This window comes from Paraburkholderia phenoliruptrix, from assembly GCF_902859825.1.
Classification (GTDB): Bacteria; Pseudomonadota; Gammaproteobacteria; order Burkholderiales; family Burkholderiaceae; genus Paraburkholderia; species Paraburkholderia phenoliruptrix.
In genome coordinates, this window is the sequence record NZ_CADIKB010000025.1 from 1 (window position 1) to 17,521 (window position 17,521).

Here is a 17,521-nt window from a genome sequence, read left to right on the forward strand (position 1 = left end):
GTTAGTTTTTAAAGATCGGTTCGCACACTTCGCAGCGCCTGACTTCAACCACCCGGCACCGCTTCGTTCTGCGTCGCTGCATCAGCAGCAGAGAAGCGAGATTATGAAGACCAAGTGACAGGTCGTCAACCCCTTCTGCGAATTTTCTTTTGCATAAGCACCGATCGGCGCCAAAAAACTTCGCGCTATATATAGAGGGGTGTCCGCACACAAGCGCAGAGACAAGCGATACGAGCCGACACTGGCAAGCCGCACGCACTCATGTGATAACGAACAAGTTCGTCTATAGTTGTGACTCGGTGCTTTTCCGCGACACGCGCCTCGTTGCAGTCGCAACCTTTTTTACCGGCTCGGCCGCCCGCGAGCCACGCCCAGCACGCAGACCGACAACAACCTGCGACGAATTGCTGCGCACAATGCGCGCGAAGGCGCAAGCTCGTATATAATGCGAGCCGCGCGAATTTCGCACATTCTATCGGCCCGCTCCATGCGGGCTCATCTTTTTTGCTCCCCAGAGCACACAGCCCTATAACCGCGTTGAGTCACTCAGGTGATGTTGAGCCATGCTCGAAACGCCTGACGGTCGCGTCTTGCGTCTCATAGCGAAGCCTCTAGAGGAGAATACGTGAACCCTTTTGATCGCGAAGATTCGCAACACGAAACCGCCGCCTACACGAAAGCTCCGTCGGGCCGCACGCCGAAGGGCAAGGGCGCGGGTAAAGCGATCCCCGTTGCGGCCGAGCTGCCGCCGCAGCAGGCCGAAGAGCGTCAGCGCCAGATGCGCGCGCTCATTCAGTTGGGCAAGGAGCAAGGCTACCTGACCCACGCGCAGATCAACGACCACCTGCCCGACAACTTCGCGCAGACGGCGGCGATCGACAGCATCGTCAGCGCATTCAACGACATGGGCGTGCAGGTCTACGAGCAGGCCCCGGACGCTGAAACGCTGCTGCTGAACTCGAACGCGCCGGCCGTCGTGTCGGACGACCAGGCGGACGAGGAAACAGAAGTTGCATTGTCCACGGTGGACTCCGAATTCGGCCGCACAACCGACCCTGTGCGCATGTACATGCGCGAAATGGGCGCGACCGAACTGCTCACGCGCGCGGGCGAAATTGCCATCGCGAAGCGTATCGAAGACGGTCTGCACGAAATGGTGCAAGCCATCGCCGGCTGTCCGCTCGCCATTTCCGCCATTCTGGCCAGCGCCCAGCAGGTCGCGGACGGCGAACTGCGCATCGACGAACTGGTCGACGGCCTGAACGAAGACAACGTCGCAGCTGAAGAAGAGAACGTCAGCGCCGAGGCCTCAGCAGACGAAGACACGGACGCCGAAGATGACGAAGACAGCGATGGCGACGACGACGTCGGCCCGGCCGATTCCTCGGCGGCTGACGAAGCACGCCTGAAGCAACTCACGAGCGACTGCCTCGAAATCTTCGCGCAGGTCGGCATTCTGTACGACCAGATGAACGCCTCGCACACGCGCGGCGACGTGAGCTCGAAGGCGTACCAGAAGGCGCGCGAAGAGATCCAGCAGCATCTCGCGAAAATCCGCTTCACGGCGCGCACCATCGACCGCCTGTGCGGCGACGTGCAGCATCAGGTCGCGCAGGTCCGCGCGATCGAGCGCAACATTCTGCAAATCGTCGTCACGAAGAGCGGCATGCCGCGCGAGAAGTTCATCGAATCGTTCTCGGGTCATGAGGCCGATCTCGGCTGGACCGAACGCGCAGCGCGCGGCAACACGTCGTATGGCGCGGCGCTCGAGCGCCACCTGCCGGCCATCCAGTCGGAACAGCAGAAGCTGATCGACATTGAAGCCACCGTTTCGCTGCCGCTCAAGCATCTGAAAGAGATCAACCGCCAGATGGTCGCGGCCGAATCGAAGATGCGCAAGGCGAAGAGCGAAATGATCGAGGCAAACCTGCGTCTCGTCATTTCCATCGCGAAGAAGTACGTCAATCGCGGCATGCTGTTCCTCGACCTGATCCAGGAAGGCAACATCGGCCTGATGAAGGCGGTGGACAAGTTCGAATATCGCCGCGGCTGGAAGTTTTCCACGTATGCAACGTGGTGGGTCCGTCAGGCCGTGACACGTTCGCTCGCCGACCAGGCGCGCACGATCCGCGTGCCGGTGCACATGATCGAAACGATCAACAAGCTGAACCGCATTTCGCGCGAGATCCTGCAGCAGACCGGTCAGGAAGCGCATCCGTCCGTGCTGGCGGAACGCATGGACCTGTCGGAAGAGAAAGTGCGCGGCATTCTGAAGATCGCGAAGCAGCCGGTCTCGATGGAAACGCCCGTCGGCGATGACGGCGACGCCACGCTCGGCGACATGATCGAAGACTCCGCGGCTTCGTCGCCGGCGGATGCGGCCATGCAGGCCGACCTGCGCGCCGCCATCGACGACGCGCTCGATTCCCTGTCGCCGCGTGAAGCGAAGGTGCTGCGTATGCGCTACGGCATCAACACGAAGTCGGACCACACGCTGGAAGAAGTGGGCAAGCAGTTCGACGTCACGCGCGAGCGCATTCGCCAGATCGAGAGCAAGGCCATGCGCAAGCTCATGCATCCGAGCCGTGCAGACCGCCTGAAGTCGTTCCTCGACCGCTAACCCAAATCCGCCTCATCGCGCTTGCCGTGCGCCCTGCACGGCAAGCGCGCCCCGCCTGAAGTCCTCAAATCTCAAGGTCCGCCCGGCTCCCACCCGAGCAGTTTCAGATCAGCAGCGAGATGATCCCGCCCAAGGTGATGCCCGCCGCGAGCCAACGCCCGGCCGTGTAGAAAGCATTGCGCTCTTCGGCCGGCTGATCCGGCCGCTCCAGCCCGAGCGTGCCATACGCAAACGACTTGACCGCCGACGGATCCGCGTCCGCCGCGCCGTTGCTTTGCGCATCGGCCGGTTTCGTGCCGTCTACCGCGTTTGCGTGCTGAGCCGCCGCAGCGGCGCCTTCGCTGGAGATGTGCACCGCATCGTCCTGCTTCGACGTGTTCCAAGCAGCCAAGCGCGACGCGGCGTCATCGTTGCGCGCCACGGATGACGAAGCAGCATTCTCCGTTGCGCGAGCGGCAGCTTGGGGTGTCGACGGCAACGCGCTGTCGATCTGCATTGCAACCTCCGTTCATTTTCTGCAAGGCGTTCGGCGCAGAGCCGGTTACAGGCTCTATCGACCCTCGCCGGCTGAAACTTGACCTCCGGTAAGGGACGGTAAGTGCAAGCGGGGGACGTTCAGCCAGAAGTCACGCAACGAGACTGTCGGCCACACCGCGTTTGTCCACAGAAAATGTTTGCAAGCCTGTGGATATCCTGCGCAAGAGTTAGCCAAGTAACTGAGCGCGCAGGGTTTTCGCGCCCTGCATGCGACAAGCCGCAACTCGACAGGCAACACGAAACAAAGCGTGGCAACAGCCGCCATGCGACGCAGCCACGCGCCGCTCAGGGCACGACAAACGTCTTCACGAGCGTGAGTTCGCCGGCTTTGCGCATCGGCACGCGGATCGTCTCGCTCTTTTCGTCGGACGTGTTCTCGTTGGTGATGATCGTCACCTGTGCGACGGTCATGTCGCTGCGGCCGGTGCCGCTGCCGTAGTAGTTCACATAGACGAGATAGGTGCCCTTGAGCGGTGCCGCCGACGAATAGATTTCCGGTCCATAACCCGTCGTCACGTCGACGTCGAGCGCGCCGCCGTTCGGCGTCACGCGATCGCCGTACCATGCATGCGCACCGTCGGGCGAGACGACATGCAAGTCGAGGTCCGTGCCGTCGGTGTCCCACGCGAGCACGACGCGCAGCTTCGGCTGCGTCTTGCCGCTGTAGGCGTCGTAAAACTGCACGCGCTTGCGGCTGCCGTCCGGCGCGCGCAGCTCGACCCCGTTGCTGCCGGCAGGAAACGCGTACGGCCGCGAGAACTTGCCGTCTTCCTCGATGCGCTGCGGCAACGGCGTGCCGTCCACGACCAGCGTGCCGACCGCGGTGCCTTTCTTCTTCGGCGCGTTGCGGATCTGCCCTTCGATCAGCGCGGACTTCGACTGCCCCTCGGGCGTCGCGACCGCAACAGCCGGATAGTGCACGTCCTGCGTGTAGCGCTCGTTGCTGTCGCCGCTCGAATTACGCCAGCCGTTCAACGGCGCGTTCATGTCGATATCGCTCGCGTGCGCGGCCGACGCGCCCAGCCAGCATGCGAGGACCAGCAAGCCCAGGTCCGCGCTCATCCGTCCTGTCGTTCTGCGCTTCATCGTGACTGCTCCCGTCCCACTGTCAAAGTCGCTCGCTCTTCACGAGCATGAGGTCGCCGATTTTGCGCAGCGGCACGACCATCGTCTCACGCCGTTCGTTCGGCGTGTTTTCGTTGAAGACGAGCGTCAACGTCGCCGTGATCACGTCGCGGTCGTGCGCGGCGGCGTCGAAGTTATAGCCCGTCGAATCGAAGTTGCCCCAATAGTTCAGAAAGAACAGCCACGTGCCGCGCTCCGGCGCCGCGGACGAAAAAATGCCCGGCCCCGCGCCGTCCACGGAATCCACATCGAAGCCGCTGCCGTCTTCCAGCGTCGGATTGGCGAAGAACGCGTGCAGGCCGCCCGGCGTGATGACGTGCAGATCGACCTGCGCACGCGGGTCGTCCCACGTGACCATGGCGCGCAGCTTCGCCTGCGGCTTCGCACGGTCCGCTTCGTAGAACTGCATGCGCTGACGCTGCCTGCCGTCGGCGGAAATCAGCTCGATGCTGTTCGAGCCCGCGCCGAACGCCCACGGCCGCGCGAACGCGCCTTCATCGTCGGTGTAAAGCGGCGTGGGATTACCGTTGACGACGAGTGTGGGCGGCTTGCGCGCATGCTTGTCGATCTGCTTCAAACGCCCTTCGATCAGCGTGCGATAGCGCTGCGCGCCGCGATCGACCGGCGGCCGCGGATAAGCCGCGACGAATTGCTCGCCCTCGTTGGTGAGTCCGCTATGACGCCAGCCGCCGAACGCGCCGGTGAGATCGGCGACTGCGCCGCCGGCGCCGGCCGCGTAAGCCTGCGTGCCAAAGCCGGCCGTGCACATGCCGAGCGCTGCCGCCACCAACATCGCGGCGCGCGAGCGAACCCCACACGCCACCGAAGGCCGCATTAACGGGAATAAAAAGGTGACGTCTTTCATTGGATCGGATTGTCGGTACGAATCAGGAGACGCGCGGTGCGCTCCACAAAATCTTCATCGAGCCCACGTGGATGGTGCTGAAACGCGAGATGAACATATTCATGCGCGAGCGCGATGCGATCTTCCTCGGTCTGCAAGCGGTACACATACACGCGGTTGCGCTGTGCATCCGCATACGGACGCCCCTCGCGGACCGCGCATACGGCCGGCAGGTCAGGCGTCTCATAGCCGGCCACGCCGTCCATGCGCCGCCCCCACAACGGTGCATTGCGCTGCAGCCATTCGCGCGCGCCGGCGACGGCAATGCAATCGCCGGACAGCGGACTCATCGACGACGTCAGCGTCGCTTGCGGCCACGTGCGCGCGAGGATTGCATCAAAGGTGAGACCGGCTTGGGCGGACGCCTTCGCGGCGAGCCAGCTCATTTGCCCGGGCGCGGCCTTGTCGTGGTGATACTGCACCGGCACGCCGATCAGCACGAGCGCGTCGGTGAAATCGGCTGCACGACGGGCCGCCGCCGTCGGCGCGCGCGGCAAAACGCGTTGTGTGCTGCTGCTGTCGTCGATCCGCAAGCAGCCATGGTCGTGTACGCCGCGCTGCACGGCGTAGGTGCGCGCCGCCACGGCCAACGCCTTGGCCGCTTCCGGCTGCGCCGTGTCGCCCTCGCGCTCGACCACGCGCGCCACATAGTCGTTCATGCCGAAGCGGCCGACTATTTGCGGCGCGCCAGCTGCATTGCGATCGAGCCGCAGTTCGCCGCGGCTCGTCACGCGCGCCCAGTTACCGTTCACAAAGCCGACACGAAACTCGCCGTTCAGCGGCCCGTCGGGCATGGCGGCAGAACGGTTCACGCCCTTTTCGCCGAGCACTTCGCGAACCGCATAGCGGCTGAAAAAATCCACGACAACGCACGCGCCGTCATCCGGCACGGCGATTTGCGCGAGCAGCGGCGCGATGCGCGGCGCAGCCGACGCGAGCACGCGCGCGCTCCCGCCCGGGCCGCCGAGCCATACCGGCGTGCCGTCGGCGAGCCAACCGGCGGCGCCGCCCACCGACGCGCCCGGCCGCGCCGCGTCCGGCATCGTCCATGTCTTCGCGCGCAGCAGGCTGCCGTAAAGCGCGACCGTGCCTTCGCCGCGGCCGCTCGTCAGCACCGACACGAGCGTGCTCCCCGCCGCTTCGCGCGGTCGCGCCGGCATCGCCTGCAAGGCAGCAAGCAGTTGTGCGACGGGCACGCGCTGCGCTGGCGTCATCGCGTGCAGATCGCGCAGCCAGGCCGGCGCATGGGCAGCTGTCCAGTACTTGCGCCAGTCGGCGGGATCGAGCTGAAGCCGCCCCGGCTCGAAAAAGCGTCCGCACGATTGCACGAGCGCGTGTTCGCGGTCGACATGACCGCCGGTCATACAGCAATACACTTCCTCGGGATCGCCGCCGCTGCACGTATAGTCCGGCGTCGCGATGTTTCGATCGACAACATAGCCGTACACGAAAAGCTTCCACACGCTGCCAAGCGGCGTCTCCAACGTGGCGGGCAACGCGAGCGCGGATTGCGGCGAGAAGCCGGCAGCGGCGCCCTCAGCGGCGGTCTGCCAGAGCTGGCTTTGTCCGTCGCGCAGCCATGCAAAGCGCAAGGCCGGCTGCGACACTGCAGGCGGCGAAGCCAAAGCCGCGGCCCGAGCGCTGCTCGCATCGACGCCGCAGAGGGCGCACGCCGCGTACGCCGTACCCATGGCGAGCACCATGCGCAGCATCGCTGCAATGCGTTCGCAGACAGGCCGAGGCAACACGTGGACCATGCTCGCGCCTCGCTTACTGGATGCGCAGCGTCGTCGCGCGATCGCTCTTGCCGCCTTCGAACGCCTTCGCGTCCGGCTGATACATGCGGAAATAGCGCGTGGGCGGCAACGCGAAGGTGCCCGGCAACGCGAAGCGCACCAGTTGCCGCAGTGCAACCGGCCGGTCGAGCAAGGGCACCGGCTGGTGATACGACAGCTCGCCCATTTCATACGACGCCGCGCGCGCGAACGGTTGCGGCCCGCTCTCGCCCTCCTTCTCGCCTGGCAAGCCTTCGATCGACACGCCCCAGCTCGTCGCCTCGACGCTGCCGCCGGGCGGCAGCGGCACATCGAGCAAGCCGTAGTGATACGCGTTGCCCGAGCGCGGCGTAAGCGTGACTTCGTCGACGTACAGCGCATTACTGTCGATGGCATCGCCCGATTTCACGAGGCGCGCCGTGAACGCCGCGCGTCCCAGGCTGCTTTCGCCGGCGCCCGGCTTCTTCGGGTCGGCCTTCACTTCCAGCGGCTCGAGCTTGTAGAAGCGGCGCGCGACGGTGATATTCAGTCGGCTGTCCTCGCTCGCGTGGCTGCGGAACGACACGACGGCGCTGACGTCCGAACGCGCGGCGCCTAGGTCGAGCGTGGCCGGCAGTCCGGCGCCGGTCCACTTCCACGCGGGCGTGCCGGTCGGTGTCGCCGCACGTGTCCAGCCCGCGCCTTGCAGCGACGGCAAAGGCGCAGCCGCCGCGTCGCCGCTGAGCGCCTTGCGCAACCACAACAGCGAAAGTGCGCGGTCGAGCGTCGGGTAATCGGCGCTGCTCTTCGCGAGCAGGGCCGATGCATCGACGCCCGCGTCGTCGCCGGACATGGCAAGCAGGCTTTGGACGAGCGGCGCGGGATCGTTGGCCAGCGCGACGCGCGCCGCGCCTGCCGCGGCGTCGAAACCGTCGGGCACCTGCGCGCCCGTGCCGCGCGCCATGCCCGCGACGAGCAGCGTCGCCATCTGCTTGCCGCGCGGCGAATCGGACTGCGCGAACACGATACTGTCCGATGCGGCGTACGCCACATTGTTCGAATCGCGCGGCTGCGCATTCGCCGTAGCGGCCGCGTCGCTCATGAGGTCCGCGGCAACGCCCGAGACCGGCGTCGCCACCGGCAAGCCCATCTGCTGCATGAACCACAGCGCGAGCGCGCGGTGCAGCAGCGGCTCTTTGGCGCCGGCGTCGCGGTAGACCTCCATCGCGTGCTGCCAGTTGGCGGCGGGCAAGGTGATGCCGAGACTGCGGCTCGCGAGCCAGTCGGCGTAGTACGCGTAGGCCGTGATGAGCGCGCTGCCACCCGTGGTATCGCCCCACCAGCCGAAGGTGCCGCCGACGCCCGCCAGCATCGCAAGCCGCTGACGCTGGTTGCGCAGCAGCGCTTCGATGCCTTGCGTCGCACTGCTGTTGTCGCCGCGGCCGATCGCATCATGCGCGAGCGCAAGCGGGATCAACCGGCTCGACGTCTGCTCGGCGCAGCCATACGGATAGTTGATCAGATCGTCGGCCACGCGCATGAACTGGCTCGCCGCGCGGCCGACGAAACGCACGCTCACGTCCTGCGCGTCTTGCGGCAGGTTGAGCGGCTTGCCGGCGCTGTCGAGCGCGACCGTGTTCTGATGCAGATCGAGCCAGCCGCTCGCGTCGAGCCGGATCGTGGTCTGCAAGCGGTCCACCTCCTTGTCGCCCTTGCGCAAGCTCGCGTTGATCACGCCGGCCTTCAGCGCGCCGCTCGGCAGACGCAGATAGTTCGCGCCGCGCCTGAGCGTCACCTTCTGATTGAGCGACAAACCGCCGCCTTCGACCACCCACTGCGCGTCCATGTCGGCGTCGGTCTGATTGAAGGCGATCATGTCGATGGCCGGCTGATCGTTCACGCGGAAATGCGACGGCCCGCTCCACTTCAGATACAGCGCCTTGTCCGAGCGCACGTAGGCCGTGCGCTGGCCGACCATGCCGTCGGGCGCGGCCGCGCGCACGGTAATGCGCCAGCGCGCGAGCGAGTCGGGCATCCGGAAGCTCAGGGTCGCATGGCCGTTCGCGTCGGTTTTCAGATTGCCTTCCCACGCGGCCGTATCCTGATCGTCGCGGCGCGGACGCTCGAGCACCTTCACCCCGCGTTCGTTGTAGTTCGCGCGCTGCGGGCCGCCGGGCGCGCCTTTGAGCGGCGAACGCGCCAGATCGTAAGTAATGAACGACAGGCTCGACGACGTACGCACGTTGTTGCGTCGCGGGTGATAGAAGAAATCGACGATGTTCGGCGCAATTTCCGGCTGCAGCACATAGACCATTTCGTCGACCACGCTCACCGTCAGGTTCGCGGCCTCCGGCTTGCCGTTCAGCGTGCTGTCGAAGTTCAGTGTGACCGTGTCGCCGGGACCGTACACCGGCTTGTCGCTCTTTACATTGAGCTCGATCTGCGGCTGCGCGACCACGATGCCCGCGTTCTGGAACGCGTATTCGCCGCCATGCACGTACATCACCGAGAACGTCATGTTGGGCGCGAAGTCCTCGCCGACCTTGACGCGTGCTTTCCATTGCGACGGCGTGACGCGCTGCAATTGCAGCCAGTCGCCGCCTGCGCTCAGCAGCGCGCGCCGTTCCACGTTGTCGCGTTCGAGCGTCAGCAATGCGTCGTCGACGGGCAACGGGAACGTGATGAGCGCCTCGGCCGTGTCGCCGATCCGGTACTTCTCGCGGTCGAATACGATTTCGACGCTGCCCGGAACCGCCTTCAGGCCGTCGCCCGCCACCCAATGGCTGACGGCCGCGAGCAGATTGCCCGAGTCGTCCTTGACCGACAGCATGTAGGAGCCCGGCTCATCGAACTGAACCGGAAACGACAGCTTGCCGCCCGCGCCCTTGCCCGACGCGTTCTTCAACGAGCCTTCGGCGTGGGTCTGCGATTCCAGGCGCGTCCATTCCCATTTGGCCGGCATATGTGCCGACGGATCCAGCGCGGCTAGCGCCTGCAGATCGAAGTTCACCGGCTCTTTGGGCTGCGAGAACGACCTGGCGGTGCTCAGGCGATACGGCGTGGCGCCGCGCGCAATCAGCACTTCGCGCGTGACGCGCACCTTGTACGCGGCGCCGTCCTGTGCGAACAGCGTCAGTGCGTAACGGCTCGGCTCCGTCGCAGCCGGCAGCGTGAGGCTCGCATTGCCGTCGCTGTCGGTCTTCAGTTCCTGTTGCTCCAGCTTGACCGGGAAGAGCCCCGCATAGCGCAATTCGCCGTCGACAATCGTCACTTTCTGTGCGCGCAGCGTGACCGAGACCTTGCTGTCGCGCACCGGCTTGCCGTCCGGATAACGCAGCTGGATCTTGCCCTTCAGCGGCTCGCCGGTGGCGTAGTCGGCTTTGTCCATCGACAGGTTCACGTCGAAATGCGGCTTCACGTATTCGGCGACGCGAAACGCGCTGCCGTACACGTCGCCGTTGTAGTCGAAGCGCAGCGTGTAGCCGCCGGCGGTCGCGTCGGCGGGCAGCGAAAACGACGTGTCGGCGCCGGTGTCGGAAGCGAAATGCGTCTTCGTGGTCGCGACCGGCGAGCCGTTCGGGTCGAGCACTTCCAGTTTGATGTCGGCTTCAGCCGGCGCCGACGATTGCGTCGCGTTCTGGAACGTGCGCCCGATGAACTTCACATGCACCGCATCGCCCGGGCGATACATCGGCCGGTCCGTCACCGCGTAGATCTTCGTGTTGTAGATCTCGCTGTCGTAATAGAAATTCTCGGAGACGAACACGCCGCCCGCCGGATCGACGCCAAGCACACAGCTGCGCTCCGGGCTCACGTGTCGCAGCACGAGCGCGCCGTCGCTGCCTGTGGTGCCGCTTTGCAGAACGCCTACGCCGTCGGTCCAGTTGACCTCCGTGCTGGCCACCGGCTTGCCGTTGTCGCGCCGCGTGGTCCACACCAGCATGCCGCTCGATGCCGCTTTCACGACCGCCACCGTGTCCGACACGAAGAGCAGCGTATGCGCGCGATAGTTGCCGATCACCGCCTCGACGATATAGAGCCCCGGCGGCAGCTTGCCGACCGGAATCATCACGTTGCCGGCGCTCGCCTCGATAAAGTTACTGCTGCTGCCCGCGAGGTTCACGCCTTTGGGCGGTTCGATTACCTTCGCGTCCCAGATCGGGTAGCGGAAGCGCGCGATCATGTCATAGCCCTTGAGCGGCGCAAACTGCGAGTTCTGCTCGAACTGCGTCTGTTTGCCGGTCTCTTCGCCGAGTTTGAATTGCGGCGCGGCTGCCGTCGCCTTGCTGCGAGTCGCGAACGAAAGCACGCGCTGCCAGGCGCGGCGCGCCTCGGTGAACCAGCGGTCCCACAGGTAAGCCAGCGTGTTCGCGAGCCCTTCGCCCTGATAGTTCGGCGCGACGTTCAGCCGATGCAGGTTCTTCTGCGCCTTCAGAAATTCGAGCGGCCTCGGCACGCGATACACGACGATGTCCGCGCCGCCATACGGCTGCAACGCATCCTTGAAGTCGCGGCCGGGCGCCTCCAGCCGGACCTGCGCGAGCTGATTGCTGCCGAAGCTCGCGTCCGAGAGCAGGAAGAACGGTTGGCCGTCCACTTTCTGCCCGCTGTAGTTGCTCGGCGGCGCCGGATTCAAGGTGGGATTCGCGGCGATGTCGGCCTCCGCGGCTCCCGCACTACTCGCGGCGTCGTCGCCCGCATGCGCCGGGTTGCTGACGGCAACGAGGACGACGGCCGCAAGCAGCGGCGCCACGGCGAAAGCCGCGCGACGCCGCGCCTCGCCCAACCAGCTGCCCATTGCGACGACGGAAATCATTCGGGTCATGGTGTCAAAAAGTCCAAACGAAATACGCCGACGAAGTTCGGATTGCCGTCGAGCGGCTGCCAGCGGGAATCTTTCCATTGCATCAGGTCGGAAACGGCGACCGCGCGCAGACCGGTATCGGTCGGCGTGACGGTGCCTGTGTGATAAGCGATGTAGCGCTCGAGCCAGATCATCAGATGCTGGTCGTCGCCCTGGTCGAAGAACAGCAGATCGCCGGGCAGCGCCTGGTTCACGTCCTTCGAAACGAAGCGGCTGTTGCGTTGAATCAGCGCGATGGCCGACGCATAGGCGCCAGTGGAACCGTCGAGCTGCGTCCAGCGATTCGCGATCGTGCGCTGCGCGGCGGACAGCTGCAGTTCGGGCGGCAAGCTGCTTGTGTCTGCGAGACCGGTCATGCCGTTGGCGCGCAGCCATTTGCTGTCGTGCGGACGCAATGTCTCGCCGACGGCAAAGCGCACGAGTCCCGCGCAGTCGCGCTGCGTCCAGCGCGGCGTCGGGCCGCGGCGCATCTGCTGATCGACGATGCGCGCGAACCAGGCACGAAACGCGGCGGATTGCTGCGCACTAAGCGCGTCCGGGTCGGGCGATGTGGCGGCGAGGCTCAGCGCGTGGGCAGCGGGCGCGACGGCTGCCAGCGCGGCCAACGCAGATAGAGCGGCCATTCGCGAGAGGCAGACACGGCGCGACGCACCGCTCGCGACCGCCGCGCCCGGTTCGCTGCGCGCGTGCGCCTCGCAACGCGAGCGCATGGCGCCTGCTGCACGAAGGCGGCGCACTTAATCGCCCTCGGTGCCGGGCTGATCCGCGGGTGCGTCCGCAGCGGCGTTCTCCGCGCCGGCATCGCTCTTCGCACGGTCGAACCACCACTGAACCGGCACCCAGCCGGTCGAGCCAGGCAAGGTCTGCGGCAACGTCAACGAAAGCGGCGGATAGTGCGCGAGCGCGCGCAGCTTCGGCGTCAGATGGGTGCGCGCCGCGTTGCGGAACACCGCCTCCTGATCCGCCGGCAACGCGGCGCCTGCTTCCCGTTCGATCAGCGCGGCAGCCGACGCAGGCGAGAGCGTGAGGATCGTGCGCGGCAAACGCTCGGGCGCAAGCGTATCGGCGAGCGCCGGATAACGCTTGTCGAGCACGGCGAGCGTGTCGTCGACGAGACGCGCGTCGGGCGAGAAGATCACGTAGCCGTGGGCGAGCGCGAGCGTCACCGGGAAATAGCGTTCCGCCGACAACTGCGACGCAAACGACGCCTTGCTGCTTATTGCCGTGCCCGAACGCGCGCTGACCGGCCGCTGCCACACGGTGACGCCTGCGCCCTGCTCGCGCGTGGTGACAGGCAGGCGCCGATAGCCCGCCTCGTTGCCGTCCGCTTTCGCGGCCTTGGCTTCATAGGCGCCGATCACTTCGCCGAACGTTTTGCCGAGCGCGGTCTTGAGTGCCGCGATAGACGCACCGTCCTGCGCCTTCACACGGGCGATGAACACCGGCGCGACCAGCGTGGACTTCGCGTACCAGCACACCGCGGCCGGGCCCGCCAGGCCGTCGCCGATGGCGCCGGCTGCATCGCCGCCCTCCGCGACCTTGCCCAACAGCGCCGACGCCTCTTTCCAGTCCACCGGCAAGCTCGTGCACGCCGCGGCGTTGGCGGGCAGCGCGCGCCACAAGTCCGCGCCGTTCCATTGCTGCGGCAGCTTGCCGGGCTCGATGAGCGCCGAGGTCCGCCAGGCGGCCGCAGCGTTGCCGTTCGGCGAAAAATCGAAACGCAAGGCGTCGATGCCCGAAAAGAACGCCTGATAACCGAACGACAGGTAATTCGCCGACACCACGAGGCGATGGCCCTTCGGCGCGTCTGTGGCGTCGAGGCCATAGGCGCGCGCCGCACCGTCATGACCCGACGCCAGCATGTCGGACACGGCATCGGCGCGTTCGCCCAGCAGGCCGCCTTTTTCGTCGAGCAGCACGCCGGGCGCCGACAAGACGACTAAGCGATCTTCTTTTGTCGCGAACAGCAGCGTGCGGCCCACGGCGAGTTTCAATGCATAAACCGGCACGTCGCCCGAAAGCTTGGCGATCTGGCTCAACTGCGTGTCGCTGGCGGCGACGTTGCCGATGCCTTGCAGCAGTTTGGCGAGACCGTTGCGGCGTACCGAGAGCACCCAGTAACCGAGGCGGCCGTCCGGCGAGCGCCACAGCAGCACATGCGCGGGCTCGTCGAACACGCGGCGAACCAGTTCGTCGCGCCAGTCGAGCTGATGTTCGAATGCAAGCCGCCGCAGCGCGCCTTCCGCGGAAAGCCGTGTATTCGCCGATTCGTAATAGTCGACGAAGTCCTGGGTGAGCACGTCGTGAAGCAGCGGCACGCGCAGCATGTCGCGCGGCAGGCGCGAGAGCGCCTCGCTGTCGATGACGGCGTCCGGATGATGAATGTCGAGAACGACCTCGCCGTTATCGGCCGCCTTGCGATGCGCGAATGGACGCCAGACCGCCTGAATGACGACGGCGGCCACGATAAGCAGCCCGGCCACGAGGATTGCAATCTTTTTACGCGACATCTTCATCTGATTTTTTCTGGTTCGATGCGACGATATTAACGTTGATGCCGGCCGGATTAAGCTGCCGTGACCGATCGCTGAAGGCAGCGATGATAACCGATATTTTTAACCGCAAACCAGTCCGAATTGAATTTAACGAATCGGCGACGTTTTCCCGATGCAGTGTAGGAATCTCACGCTTGATTAATACAGCGGAACGTGTTCCTCGACTCTTCTGAGTTCACGCGAATTAAACATCAAGCGGCTAGGCGTCAAGCTGGCGCACGCGTGAGCGCATGATTCCATGGAACGCGGCAATTCATTATGCACATAAAAAGGTGCAGTCCGGCAGACTCGCAGCTTAATATGGATATGTTCCTACGCGATGGGCGGCAATATCCCCTGAATTACGCACGCAGGCCTATCGACACCGCGTCTTTTCATCAAGCGCGGTGTTTTATTTCAGCCATATGGTTTCGGCGATTGCGTGCATCGTCGAATATTCGTCACGCCTCTTTTGCCTGGCGGCCGCGAATTGCAGAGCAAGAGTCGGAGTGCGCGCACTGAAAGACGCGCTTACACTGAATCATCATTGAAAGAACATGGATGGAGTGACTCATGAACACGGTGGCGAACGAACCTCGCACGCGGCCGCAGCACCGCGCCGCCGCTCACGCGCTGACGGCGCGCATAGCACAGATCGACTGGTTCAACGTCGAGGAAGAACTGAACGGCTATGGCTGCGCAATGTTGCGCGGGCTGCTCGGCGCAGGCGAATGCGACGCGCTTGCCGCGCTATACCCGCGCGACGAGCTTTATCGCAGCCGCGTGGTGATGGCGCGGCAAGGCTTCGGGCGCGGCGAATACAAGTACTTCGCGTATCCGCTGCCTGCGTTGATTGCGGATTTGCGCCGCGAGCTTTATCCGCATCTGGTGCCGGTGGCGAACCGCTGGAACGAGGCGATGGGCATCGACGTGCGTTATCCGGCGGCGCACGCGGCGTTTATCGAACGCTGCCATGCCGCCGGCCAGACGCGCCCGACACCGCTCATCCTCCAATACGCAACCGACGACTACAACTGCCTGCACCAGGATCTTTACGGCGAGCATGTGTTCCCGCTGCAGGTTGCGATCCTGCTCTCGGAGCCCGGCGAGGATTTCACGGGCGGCGAATTCGTCATGACCGAGCAGCGTCCGCGCATGCAGTCACGTACCGAGGTGGTGCCCCTGCGCAAGGGCGACGCTGTGGTATTCGCGGTTCATCATCGGCCGGTGCAGGGCACGCGCGGCGCGTATCGCGTGAATTTGCGACACGGAGTGAGCCGGTTGCGCTCAGGGCGGCGGCATACGTTGGGGATTATTTTTCATGATGCGAGTTGAGGGCTTTGCACCAACCCGCCGCGCTCCACGATCGCCCCGAACAACAGCCCGATCGTCGTCCACATGATGGCCTGCATGCCAAGCGCGGCCACGCGGAATTTCCACAGCAGCGCGGCCGGAAAACCGGCCGGCACTTCGTCGATAACCGGCATCGACATTTGCACGCCGGCAATGATCGCGACAAACACGAGTCCACCGACGATCGAACCATTCCATGCGCCGAATTTCAGCACCGCCCGCCGCCGAACCTGCAGCGAAAACACCAGCGCGGCCAGCGAGATGGCGATCATCAGAAAGAACAAGCCCGTGCGCATTCCGATGGTCCCCGGCTCGCCGACGGCAGGCGGGTTCGCCGGGTACTTGATGTTCGGCACGATCACCAGCGCGACGAAAGCGCCGAGCGCGAGCCACGCCGACAACGCGCGCGCGCTCATCGCGCCGACTCGCCCATACGCGTAGGCAAACACCAACGAGAACAATCCGCCGAACGCCGCGCCGTAGACGACCACCCCGGTCAGCAGTCCCCAGCCGGCTTGCGTCTCGCGGCTGACAAGCTCCCCATGCGCATGCTCGGGCGCGCTGGCGTGCTCATCCACGGGCTGATCCGCAGCGTCGTTCGCGTGTTCATGCTCGTGCGCGGCGCCGCCCGAGGCGCCCGCATTTTCCTCGATAGCAATGGCCTGATTGACCTGCGGCTCACCCGCCACTCTCGCGAATGCGAACGTGAGCAGCCCCGCGGCGATGCCTGCGAGCATGCCGCGCAACAACAACTTACCGACCATGTTCTGCTCCGTTAGTGGCAGGGAAAGCCGAGCAGATGGCGGCCGTCGTGCACGAACTCATGCACGTACATGCCGGGGAAGATCGAGGTAGCGCCCTGTTCCGCGCCGACAAAATACAGCGCGAGCAACAACAGCAATCCGCCGAACACGGCCCAAGGCAACAGTTCGCGCAACGGAATCGGCGTGGGCTGAATAGCGGGCTGGCTGGCGGGATCGAAAACAGCTTCGGTCATGATGAACATCTCCTGGGGTAACGCGCCCCGTAGTCGATTGCAAAGGAATGCTGCGAAGCTCAGGTCTGGCTTTCGGCTTGCGATGCCGATTACAGTGGCGCGACCGCGCCGGGCTCTCACCGGCTTCCGCGCCTCGCAGTGCGGCTATTCTACGCGCTAAACTTCGACGCCACGCTATCGCGGCGCCTGCGCGAGCACTTTTTCACGGATCCGAAGCATGAACCTACGGCTGTTGCTGATCAGCCATGCACCGACCGCGGCCATGCGCGTGGGCCGCTTTCCCGCCGACGATCCGCTCGACGCCCGCGGCCTCGCGGCAGCGACCGCCGCGCGCACGAGCCTGAACCCGAGCCTGAAATTTTCCGACGATGCAACCACCTTCGTCAGCCCCGCGCTTTGCGCACGAGAAACATCGACGGCACTCGGCCTGATCGCGCAGACGGACGCAGCACTCGCAGATATCGCCTATGGCAACTGGCGCGGCCAACGCCTGAACGAGGTCGCGGCACGCACGCCCGACGCGCTCGCGGCCTGGACGCGCTATCCCGATGCCGCGCCTCACGGCGGCGAGTCGTTCAGTCAGGTGGTGACGCGGATCGGCAGGTGGCTCGACGCGCTCGCAGCGACGCCAGACAACGCGTCGGCCGACGAGCGCCATGTCGTCGCCGTCACGCACGCGCCGGTGATTCGCGCGGCTATCGTGCATGTGCTCGGCGCGTCGCCGGCCATCTTTTCCCGCATCGAAATCGCGCCGCTCGCGGTCGTCGAACTCCAGCATTCGCGGCAGCGCGGCTGGAGCTGGTGGCCGGCGTCGTCGTAAGGCGGGTTGCAAG

12 protein-coding genes are annotated in these 17,521 nt (G+C 65.2%); 3 read left to right on the forward strand and 9 right to left on the reverse strand.

The window, feature by feature from the left end:
- Window positions 1-625: 625 nt before the first annotated feature.
- Window positions 626-2,620 (forward strand): RNA polymerase sigma factor RpoD, encoded by a 1,995-nt coding sequence (gene rpoD, locus HV711_RS21940; protein ID WP_014972892.1) that lies wholly within the window; start codon window positions 626-628, stop codon window positions 2,618-2,620.
- A gap of 103 nt (window positions 2,621-2,723) precedes the next feature.
- Here rpoD and HV711_RS21945 read toward each other — a convergent pair whose 3' ends face one another.
- From HV711_RS21945 to HV711_RS21975, 7 genes are all read right to left on the reverse strand, one after another.
- The gene (locus tag HV711_RS21945; protein ID WP_014972891.1) at window positions 2,724-3,116 is read right to left on the reverse strand and encodes a hypothetical protein; all 393 of its coding nucleotides are present in this window, start codon (window positions 3,114-3,116) and stop codon (window positions 2,724-2,726) included.
- A 326-nt stretch (window positions 3,117-3,442) separates the two neighbouring features.
- Window positions 3,443-4,243 carry a YfaP family protein gene (locus tag HV711_RS21950; RefSeq protein WP_035484088.1) on the reverse strand — a complete coding sequence of 267 codons (801 nt, stop codon included), beginning with the start codon at window positions 4,241-4,243 and terminating at the stop codon, window positions 3,443-3,445.
- Between the two features lie 22 nt (window positions 4,244-4,265).
- A complete protein-coding gene (locus HV711_RS21955; RefSeq protein ID WP_244142720.1) occupies window positions 4,266-5,051 on the reverse strand; it encodes a YfaP family protein in 786 nt (261 codons plus the stop codon).
- A gap of 92 nt (window positions 5,052-5,143) precedes the next feature.
- Window positions 5,144-6,943, reverse strand: a complete 1,800-nt coding sequence (locus HV711_RS21960; protein WP_035484091.1) for a DUF2300 domain-containing protein — start codon at window positions 6,941-6,943, stop codon at window positions 5,144-5,146.
- Between the two features lie 13 nt (window positions 6,944-6,956).
- Window positions 6,957-11,765 carry an alpha-2-macroglobulin family protein gene (locus tag HV711_RS21965; protein WP_035484092.1) on the reverse strand — a complete coding sequence of 1,603 codons (4,809 nt, stop codon included), beginning with the start codon at window positions 11,763-11,765 and terminating at the stop codon, window positions 6,957-6,959.
- Window positions 11,762-12,514: a DUF1175 domain-containing protein gene (locus HV711_RS21970; RefSeq protein WP_013591553.1), complete on the reverse strand. Its 753-nt coding sequence runs from the start codon at window positions 12,512-12,514 to the stop codon at window positions 11,762-11,764. The genes HV711_RS21965 and HV711_RS21970 overlap by 4 nt, the downstream gene beginning before the upstream one ends.
- A gap of 27 nt (window positions 12,515-12,541) precedes the next feature.
- A complete protein-coding gene (locus HV711_RS21975) occupies window positions 12,542-14,320 on the reverse strand; it encodes a DUF2138 domain-containing protein (RefSeq protein WP_035484093.1) in 1,779 nt (592 codons plus the stop codon).
- 591 nt (window positions 14,321-14,911) lie between these two features.
- Here HV711_RS21975 and HV711_RS21980 point away from each other — a divergent pair.
- Window positions 14,912-15,673, forward strand: coding sequence for a 2OG-Fe(II) oxygenase (locus tag HV711_RS21980; RefSeq protein WP_028361782.1), 762 nt, complete (start codon window positions 14,912-14,914; stop codon window positions 15,671-15,673).
- On the opposite strand, the gene HV711_RS21985 is transcribed toward HV711_RS21980, so the two are convergent.
- Together HV711_RS21985 and HV711_RS21990 are read right to left on the reverse strand one after the other, a co-directional pair.
- Window positions 15,658-16,455 carry a CbtA family protein gene (locus HV711_RS21985; protein WP_035484095.1) on the reverse strand — a complete coding sequence of 266 codons (798 nt, stop codon included), beginning with the start codon at window positions 16,453-16,455 and terminating at the stop codon, window positions 15,658-15,660. The genes HV711_RS21980 and HV711_RS21985 overlap by 16 nt on opposite strands.
- Window positions 16,456-16,466: 11 nt before the next feature.
- Window positions 16,467-16,688: a CbtB domain-containing protein gene (locus tag HV711_RS21990; protein ID WP_035484102.1), complete on the reverse strand. Its 222-nt coding sequence runs from the start codon at window positions 16,686-16,688 to the stop codon at window positions 16,467-16,469.
- A gap of 217 nt (window positions 16,689-16,905) precedes the next feature.
- Here HV711_RS21990 and HV711_RS21995 point away from each other — a divergent pair, with 217 nt between their 5' ends.
- On the forward strand, window positions 16,906-17,508 hold the full coding sequence (locus HV711_RS21995; RefSeq protein WP_035484096.1) for a histidine phosphatase family protein: 603 nt from the start codon (window positions 16,906-16,908) through the stop codon (window positions 17,506-17,508).
- The last annotated feature ends 13 nt before the right edge of the window (window positions 17,509-17,521 follow it).